Consider the following 17,031-nt stretch of genomic DNA (forward strand, 5'->3'; position numbering starts at 1 on the left):
GTGATGGGGCTTTGGGCCGGCTTTGCCAAGGTGTTTGGCCGCTGGCTTGACCACTCGCGGTACGCTCCATATACTTATTTTTGTTAATTGAGACTTTACAAGCGGGTGGCTACATCGTGATCGGAGAGAGACTCAAGGAATTGCGAACCGCACACGGCCTGTCGTTGCGGGACCTGGCCAGTCAGGCAGGCGTATCCGCGACGTTGTTGAGCCAGGTTGAGCGATCTGTTACTGATCCCAGCCTGGAAACCATGCGGCGACTGGCCGGCGTCTTTGGTGAATCCGTCGCGTCGCTTTTTACCGCGACAGCAGCGCCGTCTGTGTGGATCAGCCGGCCCGGCAACCGCGCACGATTGATCGCGCCCATGGGGCAAGTGACCTATGAACGGCTCACCGCGGGTAACGGCCAGCTAGAAGTGCTGCGCGCAGTCCTCGATCCCGGCCAAACATCAGCCGAAGAACCCAGGGGTCACGCTTCAACGGAGTGTGTCTATGTGGTCGCGGGCGAACTCATCGCGGAAATTGCTGGTGTCGACTACACCGTGGTCGGTGGCGAGAGTGTTTCCTTCGATGGGCGCCTTCCTCATCGATATCGGAATGAGTCGGACAAGCAAACCGAGATCATCCTGTCGGTGACGCCGCCGAATCCCTAAGCGGGGCGTTACACGAATGGCGCAGGACGAATTTCATTCAATCGAAGCTCGCGTCAGGCGAGCCTCTCTCAATCGATACCCGATGCAGGTGTGGAAATTCAGGCATCCTTGAATTCCCATCTCTCTACGCATTGCGCTATTTGGCCACGAAGAATAATTCAGTATAACCAACGTTGAGATGGAAATTTGCTCATGTGTGAGCTTTCCTGCCGCAGAGTCATTCCAGACGAACTAGACTGTCCGCACTATCGCAAATAGGAAAATATGAACCTTCCACGATCCGCTATCGCGCTTGCGAGTTCGCTCGTTGCGCTTTCACTTTCTATGGGTGTATTTGCGCAGCCTGAGAATTCCCCTAAAGAGGGTGGAGGAGGTTCAGTTGGTGTAATCGCACCGATTTTCAGTCAGCTTGTCTATTTCCACGAGCCAGCTAACTTCGTCTCGGTATTCGAAAACACGCATGGGGATCGCTACATCCATGAATGGGTTTTGCCAGGCGAGAGTGTTTCGAACTGGACGCAGATGCTGACGGTCACAGGGGCGCAAGATTTCAGCGCAAAGCATCCCGACGCTACGCCTAAAGTGTTCGCAACCAGCATCGCCAGCGGGTTTCAACGTGCCTGTCCGTCGTCCTTCGCCGTGAAGGGACTCTATGAGGGGCAGTTGAACGCGCGGGACGCGTTCATCATGGTCGTCAGTTGCGGTAACGCGGCGGCGAGCGCAGGACACAGTGAGACAGCCATGATTGCCGTGGTCAAAGGAGAAAAGGATTTCTATACTTTGCAATGGTCTCAGAGAGGCGATGCAATGCCGACCCCAATGGATATCGACGTGAAGATGTGGGCCGCGAGGATGAAAGGTCTCATGCCTTTGAAGCTTTGCTCGATCGTACCCGGGGAACAACCGCCGTATCCGAGTTGCGTAGGACGTGGAGACTCTTAAGCTTTGCGACGCGTGCGATCAGTAAAACAAAAGCAGCAAGATCGACGCATTGATCGCAACCCCCTCACTGACGAAATAGATAGCATGGCGTCCCGGGCCTGGTTCGGATTAACGGTGCCGACCACGTGCCGAGAGGTAGCGGCACGCTTATCCCGAGGCACCGGGTAGCTGCGCTTACATGCGGTCATCTGTTAAAGCCGATCTTTACCCGCAAAGCGATGGAGTCCTGTAGGAAACAGGACAAAAACACGGAGCGGGTTGACAGATGCGGCCGGGACTACGCCTGGGTGTATTCGCCGTTCGATAGAGAACGGTGATTTAGGGAATGCCCATTGCTATCACCTTCCCTTTTCACGCGCAGCCCCGATCGCATGATTAAGGGAAGCTCAACTGCCTTTAAAGAGTTCTTGCAGCCGCGCCGCTTCGCCACTCTTCTGTGAGCGCACAAGGTCTTGATAGACTTGCTCGCGGGTTTTGCCATTGAGCGTGGCAGGAGCGCCAGACATGGAGTTTCCAGATATGTCCGAACCTTCCGAATTGTCCGCGCTGGTCTGCACCCCAGTCGTCGGATTTGCGCCGGTTGCCTGCGCATTGGCGTGCAAGGCGCACGCGCAGAGTAGTCCACCAGCGACGAGCAAGACTGTTTTCATGAGAATCTCCTTTAACGAGCGTTGCCGCAACATCCGGTTGCGACGGGACGAGACAAACCCGGACCGCCTCAAGAACAAAAACAATGGGAACGAAGTCCGGGAGAGGACGGCGTACCGAGGCGAATAACAGTTACGAAAAACCTCGACTCTCGTTTGCCGGTGCTGTCATATCGATTCTCGGTCGGCCTGGACGCCGTCGCCACCCACGTAGGTAGGTGGGCGGCCGGAATTGAGTCCGGAAAGATGTAGGCGCTCCTGATCTGGCCGCCGCATCCGGAACGCTACATTTGTGTGTATAACTTTGGATGGCGGGCTGCTATCTTGTTTGAATTGCACGCTGCCCTATCCGCGGACGGCGAATTTCCTGATCGAGCGTTGTCATGAGATCGTCAGGCCTCAAGGTGCGCAGGTTCAGCTCGGCGGCTCAGGAACGCGCGTTCCGGTGGGACTACGCGCGACGGTTCTCCGGACAACGGAGGCTCGCCATCGCAATCTTCACCGCGTTGTGGGTCGTATGGTCCATCCGCGACTTCTGCCGGTTAAACGTACTCGATCCCGCCCATCTGCACCACAACGAGCTGATTTTTCTGAGAGTCGCCGGAGCGATCGGAATGACGATTCCCGTGCTGCTCTGGACCCCGCGCGCACTCGATGAACGTTGGGCCGTCGGGCTGCTCAGTGTCTGGACGATCAGTTGCTGGTTCACCGCCCTGAGAATGCTGCAGTTCTATCCGGGCGACCTTGGCTGGCGGGAAGTCTATCCGGTGCTCTTATTTTCTCTTTTCGTGATATTCATGGCCTTTCGGCTTCGGGTGATCACGGCGGCTTGGCTGATCGGGATATGTGTTGTCAGTTATCTGATCATGCTTTATTTCAAACCCGTCGGCGGAAGTGTCGAACTGCGCGTGGAGTTGGTGACTGCGCATGCCACGATGCTGCCGATGATGTCTGTCGTCGGCGTGCTGCTCAGTATTCCGCTGGAACGCGCCGCGAGGCGCGAATTCGTACACCGGCGCACCTTGCGCGCGGCCAAGGCGCGCGTCGAAGCGGCGTCGCGCGTGGTCAACGAGCAAAACAGACGCATGCAGGAGCTCGGCAGGGAGAAAGAGCGATTCTTTTCATCGGCGTATCACGACATCCAGCAGCCTCTCGCCGCAATCAACCTTTTCATCCGAAGCGCCCGGACGAGGATCAGGGACGGATACGCAGTAGATCGCGAGCTCGATGTCATCGAGGAGACCGCGTCCGACATCCTCGACATGTTCAAGGACATTCAGGACTACAGCGAGCTGGGCTCATATGTTCCCCATGTCGTACCGGTCGATACCCACGGCCTGTTGACAGAGGTCTTCGAGCAATACCGGGAGACGGCCCGGTTGCGTGGCATCGATCTAAGAATCGCGGGGCGCCGACGGTGCCCGCCGTCCATCGAGACCGACCGATCGCTCTTCAAGCGGTCCGTATCGAATCTCGTATCGAACGCGATCAAGAACACGTCATCGGGTGGCGTTGTGCTTGGCTGGGTGCAACTGAATGAACGGCTGCGCGTCGATGTATGGGATACCGGCACCGGCATTGCGCCTGCGCATCGGGACGCGATCTTCTCCGAGTACTATCAGATCAACAATCCGGGACGCGACCGTTCGAAAGGGCTGGGACTAGGGCTGTCGATTGTGCATCGTGCGATCCATATTCTGCCGGGTCACGGCATAAGTTTCGCCTCCGTGGAAGGGCGCGGATCGCGCTTTTCCCTTTACGCGACAGTTTCGGCATCGACCCCGCCCGTTGAGGCAAATGCTCAGGATGACGACGTCTACACGCCCGATCTCACTGGCACGTTCATGCTAGTGTGCGACGATGAACCTACCGTCCTCGAAGGCCTCAGACGTCTTTTCTCAAGCGCGGGCGCGCTCGTGCACGCCGCCGAGTCGATGGCTGGATTCGAAGCCATCCTTGCTGATGACAGCCGCATTCCCGATCTCATCGTCGCCGATATCCGTCTGCGCGAAGGAGTCACAGGTATGGAGGTTGCTGATCGAATCAGGCGTCATTTCGCCTGGGCGGGCGTTATTCCCGTCGCATTTATCACCGGCGAGTTGCTCTCCGATCACGTCCTTCGCGACTTCCCCGAGCCGTTCGTGCTATTGCGCAAGTCCTCCGCCCCCAAAGACCTGCTGACGGAGATCAGCCGTTACGTGAGCGCTCAGCGGAAGATGAATTTCAGTCTCGCGAGCGATCGGTGACTGGAAGCGTCCCGAGCGTAATGCCCTTCCGCGCTGTCGTAGCCGTCCTTCTGGCCCAAAATTTCGCCGGAATATCGCCAAAGGACATGGACTATCGCTGCTTCTCCGCTGCGCGCTCAAGCATCGCATTGCCAATCCGATTTTCGCGTGCCTTAAGCGCCTCCCCGGCGCCTTGAATATCACGGACTTCCTTATTCTGGCTGAGCTTGCTCTTGCCCGTGAGCCGAGTGATATCGATTTGCAAACCCACAATCGATTTGACCATGGTGTCGATGAATTCCCTCGGCGCGTCTCCCATCTTCCAAGGTTCGGGCTCCGTTGCCTCGTGCGTGCGGGTAAGACGGGCGATTACGCCACGCACATATTTCTCATCGTCACGAATGGTGATGCGCCCATGAGCGTGAACGACGATGTAATTCCAGGTCGGCACCTGCTTGTGCGTTTCATGCTTGCTCGGATACCACGTGGGGGAGATATACGCGTCACCAGCACGGAAGACGACGAGCACTTCGTCGCCATTGGCGACGTCCAGCCACAAGGGGTTGGTCCGCGCGACATGCGCATGCAGCACGCCCAGGTCACCTTCGTTCGCTGCAAGGTCAAGTGGAATGTGATTGGCGTCCAGACCGCTCTTGCCATGGGTAATCAGACTGCCAAACGGATTTTCCGCGATGAGTGCGTGCAGCACGTCTTTGCGAGACTCGTTGAAATGGGCGGGTATATACATGCTTGCTCCAGTAGGTTTCTGTCGTTCACCTCTGCGAAGAGGATTCGTCTTGCATGCAGTGTGTGCCAAAACTGGTTTATTCTGTAGAGCCAATTTGAATCATTTCCATTGGACCAGAATAATGGCGCGGACTCCCCTTGCTTTAGACGTTCCCGCGCTCGGCGCACTCGAGCGCGGTGCGGGAAACCTGTCCGGTCAGTTGGCGCAGTTGCTGCGAGAGGCGATACACAGGGGAGAAATCAGGCCCGGCGACGCGTTGCCGTCCACGCGGCTGCTCGCCGCTTCCTTGCAGGTCGCGCGAGGAACGGTGGTGCAAGCCTACGAGCAACTGATCGCCGAGGGCTTCCTCGAGTCGCAACGAGGTGCGTCCACGCGCGTTGCCGAGGCATTGTCGGTGGCGGGGGCGCGAGTTCGCCGAGCGCAGTCGGCTCGCGGGCAAGCATCGCGGACGCGTTTGCCTGAACCCGCGGCGCGCTTTGCCCAAGTGGCGCGCGAATTCAGTCCACTACCGCCGGTGCCATTTGCCGTCTCGGTCCCGGTGGGCCTGACGGCGCCTGCCGACATCTGGCGGCGGCTCGGCAACCGTGTGCGCGCCAAAGGGCCGGGCGCGCCCGCCGGCTATGACGCTCCAAGAGGCGCGCTGCCGCTGCGTGAAGCGATTGTTGCCTATGCGCGCAAGTCGCGGTCGGTGCACTGTGAAGCCGGCCAGGTCATCATCACTAGCGGAACGCAGCAGGGGTTGTATCTCGCGAGCCAGGTATTGTTGGGCTCGAAGGATCAGGCGTGGGTGGAAGATCCCGCATATCGCGGTATCACTGCCACGCTCGAGAATAACGGACGGGGCAGTGCAATGATTCGGGTGCCGGTGGATGGTGAGGGCATCGATGTCGAAGCAGGCATCAGGCAAGCGCCGCACGCGAAAGTGGCGTTCGTGACGCCGTTGCATCAATATCCGCTCGGTATGCCGATGAGCATGGCAAGACGCAGTGCGATCCTCGCGTGGGCACGCACGAACGACGCATGGGTGGTCGAGGACAACTACGACAGCGAGTTCCGGTACGAGGGTCATCCGTTCCCGTCGCTGCATAGCTCGGAGCCGGACCGGGTGGTCTACCTTGGTACGTTCAGCAAGGTCCTGTTTCCGTCGCTGCGACTGGGTTATGTCATCGTGCCGCACGATCTGGCCGATGCGTTTTGTGGCGCGCGTGTCCTGATGGACCGGCACCCGCCGAATGCGGATCAGCACGTTCTCGCGGCTTTCATGGCGGATGGACATCTCGAGCGTCACATCAGGCGGGTTCGCAATGTGTATGCGAACCATCGCGCACAGCTTATTGCCGCTATCGACACGCTGCTGCCTCCAGAGGTCGCGTGGGTTCAGCCCGGCGACCAGGGCATGCATCTTGTTCTCTGGCTCGAGGAAAGCCTGGACGACCGCGAGGTGGTCGCAATGGCGGCGCGAGCCGGAGTAGCGGTACGAGCGGTATCGCCGATGTTTTCGCCGGGGAACGGCCGGCCCGGTCTGGTGCTCGGGTTCGGCGGGTTCAGCAATGAGCAAATGAAGGAGGCTGCGAAGCGGCTGGCGGCAGTCATCACTGAAGCCGTGAGATCAGGCATGAGACGAGATGCTGGAAAGTCGGCATTCGCGCCGAAAGGCCGGACCAGACTGCAAAACGGCCAGTGAGTTTTGCGTGTCAATACGCTGAAGGGGGCCGCGAGCCCCCGATCATCGGTTGAATCCAGTTTCAGCGGTTTGCATTTGATCCTGCCGCCCGGTTCGCGCTACAACACAGGGCCAGAATGCTTGCGGCATTTACCGCACCATGCAATCCACGCTACCGCTCTTCGCACTGGAACTCTGCGCCGCCGGTGCATTCTTGCTGATCGACAGCGGCATCGTAGCCGGTATGCCCTGTGTCGGCGGTATCACTACCGGCGGAGTGTTCAGGTTGGCTACATAGCCGAACTGGCCGGTCTGAAATACCTGTTGGCCTGCTCCATTGCTGACCACTACGGCGCCCTGCGACACGTCGACATAAAGACCATTCTGGGGCGTGTTCCCGCTCGACGTCGGTATGCTGCCGCAATTGCTCTGGCAGAACAGCGCGCCGAAGTTGGTGCCACGTACGCCGATGGTGCCCGTCGGCGTCTCGAAGCTGACAGCATCATGGTTGCGCTTTCCGATCAGGCCGGTGACCGAGCGCAGACCGCCGTTAACCGCGGATGGCGACTTTGTCCTTCTCCGGGTGATCCATGTCGTACACGTCGTTTTTGATGACGTGCCGCCCAAATTTAGGTGCGCCGAAGCATTGGCGTTCAGCGTCCCTCCGGCGAGGAGCGTCAGGTTGCCGGCGGACAGGCCGCCGCCGTGACTGAGGTCGATCAGGCCACCGCTGTTCAGCACGATATTGCCGCTGCCGAAGGTTTTCTGGCCATCGTGCACTGCCAGCATCCGTTGCTCGGACAAATCCCGGCCGGGCCTTAGCAATGTGCTGAAGCTGATGAGCCGGGTCGCACCGCAATTCATGCTGAAGCAGATGGTGAAGATGATGAAACCCCAGACATGACGCTGTCGCCGAGACAGCATATGGTTCCCTGAAGCTAAAGCCAGTGCCTGGGAACGTCGACAAAGGCCTGCTTCAGCAATCGCAAAGTGAAACGAACAAGAGTCGATGTCAGGCGAATTTCGACAGTAGCGCTTTAGAACGCGTGCGTAATCCCGACTGATACAAGGACCTGTTTCGCCGAGCTGGAGTCCACTCCGGCGCCGGCAATTTCCGCAATTGCCGTCCTCCCCACATTAGCGCCTGCAGAGTTGAAGACCGGCGCTATGCCATCCCCGCCGGCTTTCTGGAGCACGGCTACGGCGAAGAGGCTGGTGCGCTTGGAAATCGAATAGTTCGTGCCCAGGTTGATCTGCTGGAACGTCGGCTTCAACCCTTCGTAATCCGCCTTGCCCGCGTTGTAGATATAAGCGCCTCCCACCAGCAGGGCAGGCGTGATGTGATACGTGGCAGTGACTTCGTAGCTATCGAGTTTGAAATCGCTGCCGCTACCGGCATTGGCGAAACCATTTGCCACGAAATACTGGCTGTTCTTCAGAAGCGTATGCGAATAGACCAACCCCACGTTCGCATTTCCTATGGAATACGACGCGCCCGCGCTAAGGACCTTCATGGCGTTCGCGTCCTGGAGCGCGACGTAGTTGCTCAGCGATCCTACATAATTTCCGTTGGACGCGTACACGCCACCCGTTCCGTTTGCGCTGGTCGCGGGCGTGTTGATATCGAGGTAACCGGCCGCAAACGCGAAGGGTCCCGCCGTGTAGGAGCCCGCCAGGGCCCACACGCGGTTGGTCGAGAAGTCGCCCGCCTGACCACCCAGGCTGAACATGCCGTCCATTTGCAAGCCGTTCCAGACCGGGCTCACATACTTGATCACGTTGTTGATGCGGATCGACTGGTTAAGGTTGTCCAGGTCACCGAAGTGCGACCCGTAGCCGGTTGCAAAGTTATTGCTCGACGGAAACATCCCCACCGTATCCGACAGCGAATCGTACTGGCGTCCAAGCGTGATGGTCCCGTAGTTATTCGTCAATCCGACGAACGCCTGACGGCCAAATTCCGTGCCTCCCTGGCCCAGCCGCCCGTTCTGGATGTTGAAGCCGTTTTCCAAAGTGAAGATTGCTGCATTGCCGCCGCCCAGGTCTTCACGGCCTTTCAATCCCCATCGGTTACATCCGGGCGGTGCACACGTTTCGGTCTCGTACACAGGCCCCTTGCCAGTGTTATTGACGTAGGTAACCCCAGCCGTCACGAGGCCGTAAAGCGTCACGCTGCTTTGGGCGAATACGACTTGAGGCGACGCGATTAACGCGCCAATACAGAACCAGCTCTTTTTCACGGCGATCTCCAGAAGGCGTGTCGAGGGTGCAAAGCGGGACGCGTTCGCCATGTTTTGATGGCGGCCGGGGCGAGCGCGGATAAGTCGAATGAAGGGTTGAACGCGAGTCAGGGATCGCGTTTCAGGTATGGCATCTCAGGCGCCGACCTTGTAGCCGGTGCGCGACGTAGCCGGCGGCGCGGCGCTGTCCAGCAGGCCGATTCCAACGGCGGCCGGCGCAGGTGCCGGCGTGACAAGGCTGACAAGAATGGTCACGCCAGCGTTGATCGCCATGGCGATCAAGCCAGGCTCCCACTGCGGCCAGTGCGTACCCCAGTAATGCGCGGAGAACGGCGCGAGCAACGCGATAAAACCCGCCAGCATGCCGGCCAGAACACCCGTTGCACTTGTGCGTCTCCAGAGGAAACCGAGAAACACCCCGGGAGCGAGCATGCCGATAGCCGAGTACGCATCGAGGAGAATCTTGACCAGCGATCCCTTCTGGGCGAGCGACAAGTACACGGCCACCGCAGCAAAACACACGAGCGAGGCCCGCGATAACGCCAGCGATTGACTTTCGCTCAGGCGCGGAGCAAACGGCCGCACGACATTTCGCGTGAAGATCGAACCCGCCGCGACCAGCAGCAGGGCGCCTGGTGCAAGTGCAAGCAGAAATCCGGTGCCCGCCACCAGCCCGATCACCCAGGACGGATATCGCTCCGACACGAACTGCAGCAACGCGGCGTTCAGGTTGTCGCCGGGCGGATGCGTATTGGCGAGCAGCGCGGCAAAGCCGAGCAGGATAATGAAGAAGTACGCGAGCGAATACAGCGGTTGCCAAATGGCATTGCGTCGAATGGAGGTCGCGCTTCGCGCCGAATATGACATCTGGAACAGATGCGGAAACACCCAGTTGCCGAGCGCGATGTTGATAGCGGAGGTCATCAACCAGATGGCGGTGGTGGGCGAACTGGGGTCGAGTCCCGGAAACTTGCCGATGCCCGGATGCTTCGCTTCGACCATGCCGAAGATATCGAGCAGCGACCCTGCACCTACTTTGCTTGCCACGGTCGCACTCAGCAACACCACCACGATGATCATCAGCACGTCCTTCACGCCGGCGGCGAACGCAGCCGAGCGGATGCCCGCGACAAACACGAACGCAATCATGAGCAGCCCCGCCAGGATGGTCGCCGCGCTGCTTGAGATGGCGTTGTCGAGTGTGAGCTGCACGATCAACCCTAGGCTCACCAACTGGATCTGGACGTACACGATCAGCGAGGCTATCCCGATCAAGCCGGTGATCACGCCGAGCCAGGGCGCGTCGAAGCGCGCTGCAAAGAAGTCCGCTTGCGTCACGAGCTTGCCGAGCCGCCCGGCCTTCCAGATCCGGGGCATCAACCAGTACCCGACGGCGTAACTCATCGATACAGAGCAGAACGCAAGATACGCCGGCGCGCCGAGCGCCCATGCATAGCCGGAAATACCGAGCACGGCGAAGGTGGTGTAGACCTCGCCGGCATTCATGAACCAGAAGATCAGCGTGCCCAGGCTGCGACCGCCGACCGCCCACTCCGCGAGCGTTGCACTCTTGCGGGTACGCCGCCCGTAAGCGACTGCGCCGACTACGGTTGCGAGCAGGATGCACAGCACGATGGCTATTTTCATTGCGCATCTCCCGTGGAAGCGGAGGTTTGTTCCAGGAAAGCGGCTTCTTCGTCTTCTACGCCGGCCCGGCGATCCATGAAGAACACCAGCCCTATGACGATGCTCGCCAGGACAATGCCGGCCATCTGCCAGAACATGGGGAAGGGCAGTCCAAACGGCCTCGCGGCGATGTCGTTCACCGCTGGCGCCAACGCGGCTTGCCAGATGAACGGAATGACCAGCATCCATCGATACCAGTAACGAGGGCGACTTCGCTCACCTTGAAAGTTGCTGTCCATGCCACCTCCTGTAAGTTCTGACTGCACATATTGTGAGGTGAAGTGTGCACTCAGGCAGCACACAAATTCAAGCATGTCAAAAATAAATGAGGGATATTTTCGCTATAAGGCCGGGAAAACGCCTAGAAAATCGGGTGACTCTATATAGTCGTGCAGTATTGACGTACAAAATAACGATACGTACACTCGACAAAACTGTATGTTCAGCCTGCACGAAAATACTTTACATGCCGATGCGGCACGACGGCTGAGCCGTTTATCGCCACCCCTATTCCAGGAGATATCCATGCCTTCCATCCAAGACCCGACTGGCTCCGCGGACGACGTTTTTGAGTTATACGACCTGCGTGTCGAGGTCGTCGCGCCGGACGGGGCGAAGCTGTATTGCGGCGCAAAGGTTGGTGACTACTTCGAGTTGAAGGGCGAGATGCTTCATCTGCCGCCCGGTCAGGGTTTCTCCATCTACTCGCTCGCTGCGCTGCTGCCGCTGCTCGCGTCCAAGCAACGGCGGCTGCATCCGAACGACTGGATGAGCACCGACGCGGAGGTCGCCTGTCCCGATCCAAACTGCCCCTCGCGTTTCAGGATCGTGCGCTCAGGTCTGCGCCGCTTTAGCCACGCCGATACCACGGCCGTCAAACTTTCCTCTACGGAGCAACAGCAATGAGTTCGCAGTACAGCATCGACCTCGCCCCCGGTTACACGATTTCGCGTCTTCTCAAAGGCGGCTGGCAACTCGCCGGTGGTCACGGTTCGGTCGATCGGGAAGCGGCAATCGCCGACATGGCGGCCTACTACGAAGCCGGTATCACGACGTTCGACTGCGCGGATATCTACACGGGCGTAGAAGAAATGATCGGTGAATTCCGCCGCGATTACCTGGCTCGCAATGGCCAGGACAGCCTTCGCGATTTGCGCGTTCATACCAAGTACGTGCCCGATCTCGCGACGCTGCCCACGCTCGATCGCCAGCAGGTCGAGCGGACCATCGACCGGTCGCTGGCTCGCCTGGGCGTCGAACGTCTCGACTTAGTGCAGTTCCATTGGTGGGACTACAACGTGCCGCGTTATCTCGAGACGGCGCACTGGCTCACCGAGTTGCAGCGGGCAGGAAAGATCGCGCATCTTGGCGGCACCAATTTCGATACCTCGCACACTCGCGAACTTGTTGAAGGCGGAACGCCGCTCGTCAGCATGCAGGTTCAATACTCGTTGCTGGATCAGCGTCCGTTGCCGACGCTTTCGCCGTTTTGTGCGAGCGCGGGCATGCAACTGCTGTGCTACGGCACGGTCGCGGGAGGTTTTCTTTCGGAGCGCTGGTTGGCCAAGAGCGAGCCGACCGACGATCTCGAGAACCGGTCGCTCGTCAAATACAAACTGATGATCGATGACTTCGGGGGCTGGGATTTGTTTCAGCAGCTTTTGTCTGTGCTGAAGGGAATCGCGGAGCGCCATGCGGTGTCCATCCCGACTATCGCGATGCGCTGGGTGCTGCAGCAACCGCAGGTCGCAGCGATTATTGTCGGTGTCCGACGTGGCGATCACTTGCCCGATCACTTGCGCGTCATGCAGGCAACGCTCGATCCAACCGATCTGGCGGCACTCGACGCCGTATTGGCCCAGCGTCGTCTACTTGATGGCGATGTTTACAGCAGCGAGCGAGATCTGGAAGGACGCCACGGACGGGTCATGAAATACGACCTGAATGAGACGCCGCACTGATTCGTCGTTGTGTGTCGGGCCCGCGTAGACATTTACGACGTCTGCGGGCTCCTCGCCTGCTCAATCAATCCAGCGCCTTGTGCGACTTTTCATCCATGAACGCGACGGCGATCAACCCCAGCAGACCGCAGCCGATCACATACCAAGCGGGCGCAAGCGTGCTACCGGTCGCGATGATCAGTGAAGTCACGAAGAATTGCGCGAACCCCCCAAAAATCGCGACCCCGATGCTATAGACCACGGCCCCGCCGGTCGCCCGCACCGAGCGCGGGAAGAGCTCACCGAGCATCGCGCCAACGCCGCCGACGTTGATCGCGTGGATCGACGAAAGAAGCGTGACGACCGTGAGCAGCGTGCTGGTCGTGGGCCATCGGTTCAATGCAACGAAGGCTGGATAGATCGCGAGCAACAGCACGACGCGGGAGCCTTGTGCGAGCGTGTTGCGTCCGAAGCGGTCGGTCAGGTATCCACCGACCGGTGCGAGCACAAAAATAATCGCGCCCGATACACAACCTGACAGCATCGCGATGCCAGGCGGCAGGCCGAGCGTCTTGACGGCGTAGATCGACAGATAGAACACGATGATGAAATGCGCCGATGTACCGGCAATCGTCAGTCCCAGGCCCATTAGCACGGCGCGCCTGTGATCGCGGAGTACATCGAGCAGAGGTAGCTTCGGTGCCTTTTGCTGCGGGGTGGGCATGGGCTCTTCTTCGAGCGTCTTGCGCAACCACCAGCCGACCGGCACGATCAGTGTGCCGATCAGGAACGGCACGCGCCATCCCCAGCTTTCGAGTTGTGCGGTCGTAAGCGTTGCCGTCAGCGCTACGCCGGTCAACGCGCCCGCGAGCGCGGCGAGACCCTGGCTCGCGAACTGCCACGACGCATACAGGCCGCGCCGGTTGGGCGGCGCTTGTTCGAGTAGCAGCGTAGTCGATGCCCCCACTTCGCCGCCCGCCGAAAATCCTTGAATGAGCCGTGCGACCACCAGGATGATGGGCGCTGCGACCCCCGCTTGTCCGTACGTCGGCGCGACGGCGATCATCGCCGTGCCGACTGCCATCAGCCCGAGCGTGAGTACCATCGCCTTCTTGCGTCCGGCGCGATCCGCGTACATGCCGATCACAAGCCCGCCCACGGGCCGCGTGAAAAAGCCGACACCGAAGCTCGCGACCGCCAGCAACAACTGCCCGACCGGATCGTGTACGGGAAAGAACAGCTTCCCGATCAGCAAGGCGAAGAACCCATAGACGGTAAAGTCGTAGAACTCGAGCGCGTTACCCACTGCTGCAGCGGTGACAAGCCGCGCGCGGCTTTGTTTGCGGTGACCTGGGGCCGCGCGCGGCGCAACGTCGAGGCCTGATACGGTCGGTATGCTCATGTCTTCTCTCGAAACGCGGTGCGTGCTGCAGGTGGGGGCGGGTTTGAAATGAGGTTCGGACGAGTCAGTCGGCCAGATACGCTTCGCTCAGGCGCACCCAGTAGCTCGCGCCGATGGCAAGAATGTCGTCGTTGAAGTCGTAGCCGGGGTTGTGGACCATGCAGCTTCCCTTGCCCTCGACGCCATTGCCGATCCAGGCGTACGCACCCGGGACGACTTCGGCCATGAAGGCGAAGTCCTCGCTGCCCATGAGCGGATGCGCCTGGGTATCCACCCGTTGCGTACCGAGCATCTTCTGCGCGACTTCAGCCGCGAACGCGGTCGGTTCCGGATGATTGACGAGCACGGGATAACCCCATTCATAGTCGATCTCCGCCTCTACCCCGAACGACGCTGCCTGCGCATGCACAAGCGCCGTGATGCGTTGCCGCAAAAGGTCGCGCACAGCGGGATCGAGCGCACGGATCGACAGTTTCATCTCGGCGGTCTGCGGAATCACGTTGAAGGTGTCGCCGGCTTTCACGCTGCCCACCGAGATTACCGCCGACTTCTGCGAATCAATTTCCCGCGCCACAATGCTCTGCAGCGCGAGGATGATGCCCGCTACCGCGGGCATGGGGTCACGTGACAGGTGTGGCAACGCGCCGTGCCCGCCTAACCCGCGCAGCACGATCGTGGCGCGGTCGGCTGAGGCCATCGCGGGGCCGGTGCAGAAGTTCATGCCGCCGGTTTCGTAGCCCGGCATGTTGTGCAGTCCGAACACGGCGTCGCAGGGAAACTGCTCGAAGAGACCGTCTTGAATCATCGCCCGCGCGCCGCCGTAGCTTTCTTCGGCCGGCTGGAAGATCAACGTCAGCGTGCCGGAAAACTGCCGGCTTTCGGCGAGATAACGCGCGGCGCACAGGAGCATCGCGGTGTGGCCGTCGTGACCGCAGGCGTGCATCGTCTTCGGGACTGCGCTGGTGTAGGGAAGGCCGGTCGCCTCCTCGATGGGCAGCGCGTCCATGTCGGCGCGCAAGCCGATGCGCCGGCTGCCGTTGCCCAGCTTCAGCACGCCGACCACGCCAGTCTTGCCTAGGCCGCGTGTCACTTCGTAGCCCCATTGCGTGAGCAGGCTGGCGACCAGGTCGCCGGTTGCCCGCTCCTGGAAAGCGAGCTCGGGATTTGCGTGGATCTGGCGCCGCACGGCGATAAGGTCCGGCGCAATGGCGGCAATTCCGGGAATGACGGGATCGACTGACAGCATGACTAACTCCTTATTACGTTTCGATATTCGGCGTGACAGCACTCGGTCAAGCATATAAAGTCAAAAGGAAAACCAAAAGACAGTTAATTAAATTTACGACTACCTTTGGTTGTCGGTATAAACCCTGAATTTCCCGATGAAATACCATCAGTTGCGCGCGTTCCTGACGGTAGCCGAGCAAGGCAGCATCCGCGCGGCGGCGCGCAGCCTGCATCTGTCGCAGGCCGCATTGACAAAGGCGTTGAAAGAACTCGAGCAGGACCTGGGCGTGCCGCTCGTGCTGCGTACTGCGCGCGGCGTGCAATTGACCGCGTTCGGCTTGCAGTTGAGGATTCGGGCGCAGATGGTGGTGAGCGAGATGCGTCGCGCCGAAGACGACATCGCGCATATGAAAGGCGCGGTGACCGGCAGCGTGGCGGCCGCCATTACGCCAACCGCCGCGCTCTCAATCCTGCCCAAAGCGTTCAGCGCATTTCGAAAGAAGATGCCGCATGCGCGCGTGAGTTTTATCGAAGGATTTCCGGGTGTTGCGCTGCCGCGTCTGCGTGACGGGTCGCTTGATTTCGTCGTGGCCGTGGTTGTGCCGGAACATCTCGATCCCGCGTTCGACTACATCGAGCTCTACAAAATCAGTTCGGTGGTCGTCGCGCGGAAAGATCATCCGCTGGCGCAATGCTCGTCCCTGGCTGAACTCGTCGATGCGGAATGGCTGCTGAATCCGTCGCCCGAAAGCTCGACACGCGGACTGCTCGACTTCTTCGCGGCGAACGGTTTGCCGATGCCGCAGAAAATTATCGAGTGTCCGAGCTTCGTGATTGCGCACGGATTGTTGCGTGGCTCGGATACCGTTGCGTTGTTGCCCGAGCCTTTGCTGGACCAACCGTGGGTGCGCGAGGGTATCGCCGTGTTGCCTGTAGCCGACCTGCCGCCGCCGATAGCAATCGGCGTAGTGACTCGCCGCGATAGTCCGCTGACACCGGCCGCCTCGTTGCTGCTGGATTGTTTGCAGGACGTGGTGACGTCGCTAAGGTTGAACGTCCCGGCGCGCCGTTTAATCCAGGGGCGGTAACCGGCGTTCGACAGGGGTTGACTTGATGATCGCCGTGCTTGTCTCGGCTCGCTCTGCGACCTTCGACAGAATTTCGTCGAGTTGTTCGATCGTCTTGAGAAAGAGCCGGCAGACAAAACAGTCGTCGCCGGTGACCTTGTCGCATTCGACGAATTCGGGAATGCGTCGGATGGCTTCTTCCACCAGGTGCAGTTGACCAGGCAGTGGTTTGACTCGAACGATGGCCTGAAGCGTGTATCCCAGCGCACGCGGGTCGAGCCTGACCGCGAACCCCTGGATCACGCCACGCGCTTCGAGCTGGCGCACGCGCTCGGCTGTGCTGGGCGCCGACAAGCCAATCCGGCGCGCGAGTTCGCTCATCGCGATCCGGCCGTCCTCGGAGAGAACGGCGAGCAATTCTCGGTCGGTCTGGTCGAGTAAGACAAGACCTGGCGGGGAAGAAAGGCGATTTTTCAATTGAGCCTTCGATTTGAAGTTAAAACGTCGATGTCCACTCATTTTCCGCATGGAATCAAGCTTGCCGCGCTACTAAACTAACTATACAGATAGAACTGGCACCACTTGAAAGGC

General features: G+C 59.7%; 16 protein-coding genes. 7 read left to right on the top strand and 9 right to left on the bottom strand.

What is annotated here, in order from left to right:
• Positions 1–116 precede the first annotated feature (116 nt).
• On the top strand, positions 117–653 hold the full coding sequence (locus BSU04_RS38190; protein ID WP_089165404.1) for a cupin domain-containing protein: 537 nt from the start codon (positions 117–119) through the stop codon (positions 651–653).
• A gap of 264 nt (positions 654–917) precedes the next feature.
• Positions 918–1,595: a hypothetical protein gene (locus BSU04_RS38195; protein ID WP_089165405.1), complete on the top strand. Its 678-nt coding sequence runs from the start codon at positions 918–920 to the stop codon at positions 1,593–1,595.
• A gap of 386 nt (positions 1,596–1,981) precedes the next feature.
• On the opposite strand, the gene BSU04_RS38200 is transcribed toward BSU04_RS38195, so the two are convergent.
• On the bottom strand, positions 1,982–2,245 hold the full coding sequence (locus tag BSU04_RS38200; RefSeq protein ID WP_089165406.1) for a hypothetical protein: 264 nt from the start codon (positions 2,243–2,245) through the stop codon (positions 1,982–1,984).
• A 380-nt stretch (positions 2,246–2,625) separates the two neighbouring features.
• Here BSU04_RS38200 and BSU04_RS38205 point away from each other — a divergent pair, with 380 nt between their 5' ends.
• Positions 2,626–4,488, top strand: a complete 1,863-nt coding sequence (locus BSU04_RS38205; RefSeq protein WP_089165407.1) for a hybrid sensor histidine kinase/response regulator — start codon at positions 2,626–2,628, stop codon at positions 4,486–4,488.
• 91 nt (positions 4,489–4,579) lie between these two features.
• Here BSU04_RS38205 and BSU04_RS38210 read toward each other — a convergent pair whose 3' ends face one another.
• Positions 4,580–5,215 carry an FMN-binding negative transcriptional regulator gene (locus BSU04_RS38210; protein WP_089165408.1) on the bottom strand — a complete coding sequence of 212 codons (636 nt, stop codon included), beginning with the start codon at positions 5,213–5,215 and terminating at the stop codon, positions 4,580–4,582.
• Between the two features lie 121 nt (positions 5,216–5,336).
• Between BSU04_RS38210 and pdxR the strand changes: the two genes are divergently transcribed.
• Positions 5,337–6,899, top strand: a complete 1,563-nt coding sequence (gene pdxR, locus BSU04_RS38215; protein WP_089165409.1) for a MocR-like pyridoxine biosynthesis transcription factor PdxR — start codon at positions 5,337–5,339, stop codon at positions 6,897–6,899.
• A gap of 129 nt (positions 6,900–7,028) precedes the next feature.
• On the opposite strand, the gene BSU04_RS38220 is transcribed toward pdxR, so the two are convergent.
• From BSU04_RS38220 to BSU04_RS38235, 4 genes are all read right to left on the bottom strand, one after another.
• Positions 7,029–7,667: a hypothetical protein gene (locus BSU04_RS38220; RefSeq protein WP_179258584.1), complete on the bottom strand. Its 639-nt coding sequence runs from the start codon at positions 7,665–7,667 to the stop codon at positions 7,029–7,031.
• Positions 7,668–7,915: 248 nt separating this feature from the next.
• Positions 7,916–9,118, bottom strand: coding sequence for a porin (locus tag BSU04_RS38225; RefSeq protein WP_179258585.1), 1,203 nt, complete (start codon positions 9,116–9,118; stop codon positions 7,916–7,918).
• 135 nt (positions 9,119–9,253) lie between these two features.
• Positions 9,254–10,765: a sodium:solute symporter family protein gene (locus tag BSU04_RS38230; protein WP_089165412.1), complete on the bottom strand. Its 1,512-nt coding sequence runs from the start codon at positions 10,763–10,765 to the stop codon at positions 9,254–9,256.
• Entirely contained in the window at positions 10,762–11,043 is a 282-nt protein-coding gene (locus tag BSU04_RS38235) for a DUF3311 domain-containing protein (RefSeq protein WP_089165413.1), read from the bottom strand. Before BSU04_RS38235 ends, BSU04_RS38230 begins: the two co-directional genes overlap by 4 nt.
• Positions 11,044–11,329: 286 nt before the next feature.
• On the opposite strand from BSU04_RS38235, the gene BSU04_RS38240 reads away from it, so the two are divergent.
• Both BSU04_RS38240 and BSU04_RS38245 read left to right on the top strand, forming a co-directional pair.
• On the top strand, positions 11,330–11,710 hold the full coding sequence (locus BSU04_RS38240; RefSeq protein ID WP_089165414.1) for a TIGR04076 family protein: 381 nt from the start codon (positions 11,330–11,332) through the stop codon (positions 11,708–11,710).
• Positions 11,707–12,765: an aldo/keto reductase gene (locus tag BSU04_RS38245; protein WP_089165415.1), complete on the top strand. Its 1,059-nt coding sequence runs from the start codon at positions 11,707–11,709 to the stop codon at positions 12,763–12,765. Before BSU04_RS38240 ends, BSU04_RS38245 begins: the two co-directional genes overlap by 4 nt.
• A gap of 64 nt (positions 12,766–12,829) precedes the next feature.
• Here the strand turns inward: BSU04_RS38245 and BSU04_RS38250 are convergent, their stop codons facing one another.
• Together BSU04_RS38250 and BSU04_RS38255 are read right to left on the bottom strand one after the other, a co-directional pair.
• Positions 12,830–14,146, bottom strand: a complete 1,317-nt coding sequence (locus BSU04_RS38250; protein ID WP_089165416.1) for an MFS transporter — start codon at positions 14,144–14,146, stop codon at positions 12,830–12,832.
• Positions 14,147–14,210: 64 nt separating this feature from the next.
• Positions 14,211–15,392 (bottom strand): M20 aminoacylase family protein, encoded by a 1,182-nt coding sequence (locus BSU04_RS38255; RefSeq protein ID WP_089165417.1) that lies wholly within the window; start codon positions 15,390–15,392, stop codon positions 14,211–14,213.
• A gap of 136 nt (positions 15,393–15,528) precedes the next feature.
• Here BSU04_RS38255 and BSU04_RS38260 point away from each other — a divergent pair, with 136 nt between their 5' ends.
• Positions 15,529–16,461, top strand: a complete 933-nt coding sequence (locus tag BSU04_RS38260; RefSeq protein ID WP_089165418.1) for a LysR substrate-binding domain-containing protein — start codon at positions 15,529–15,531, stop codon at positions 16,459–16,461.
• Here BSU04_RS38260 and BSU04_RS38265 read toward each other — a convergent pair.
• Positions 16,444–16,917 carry an Lrp/AsnC family transcriptional regulator gene (locus BSU04_RS38265; protein WP_089165419.1) on the bottom strand — a complete coding sequence of 158 codons (474 nt, stop codon included), beginning with the start codon at positions 16,915–16,917 and terminating at the stop codon, positions 16,444–16,446. The genes BSU04_RS38260 and BSU04_RS38265 overlap by 18 nt on opposite strands.
• Positions 16,918–17,031 lie beyond the last annotated feature (114 nt).

Source organism: Caballeronia sordidicola, from assembly GCF_002220365.1.
Lineage (GTDB): Bacteria > Pseudomonadota > Gammaproteobacteria > Burkholderiales > Burkholderiaceae > Caballeronia > Caballeronia sordidicola_C.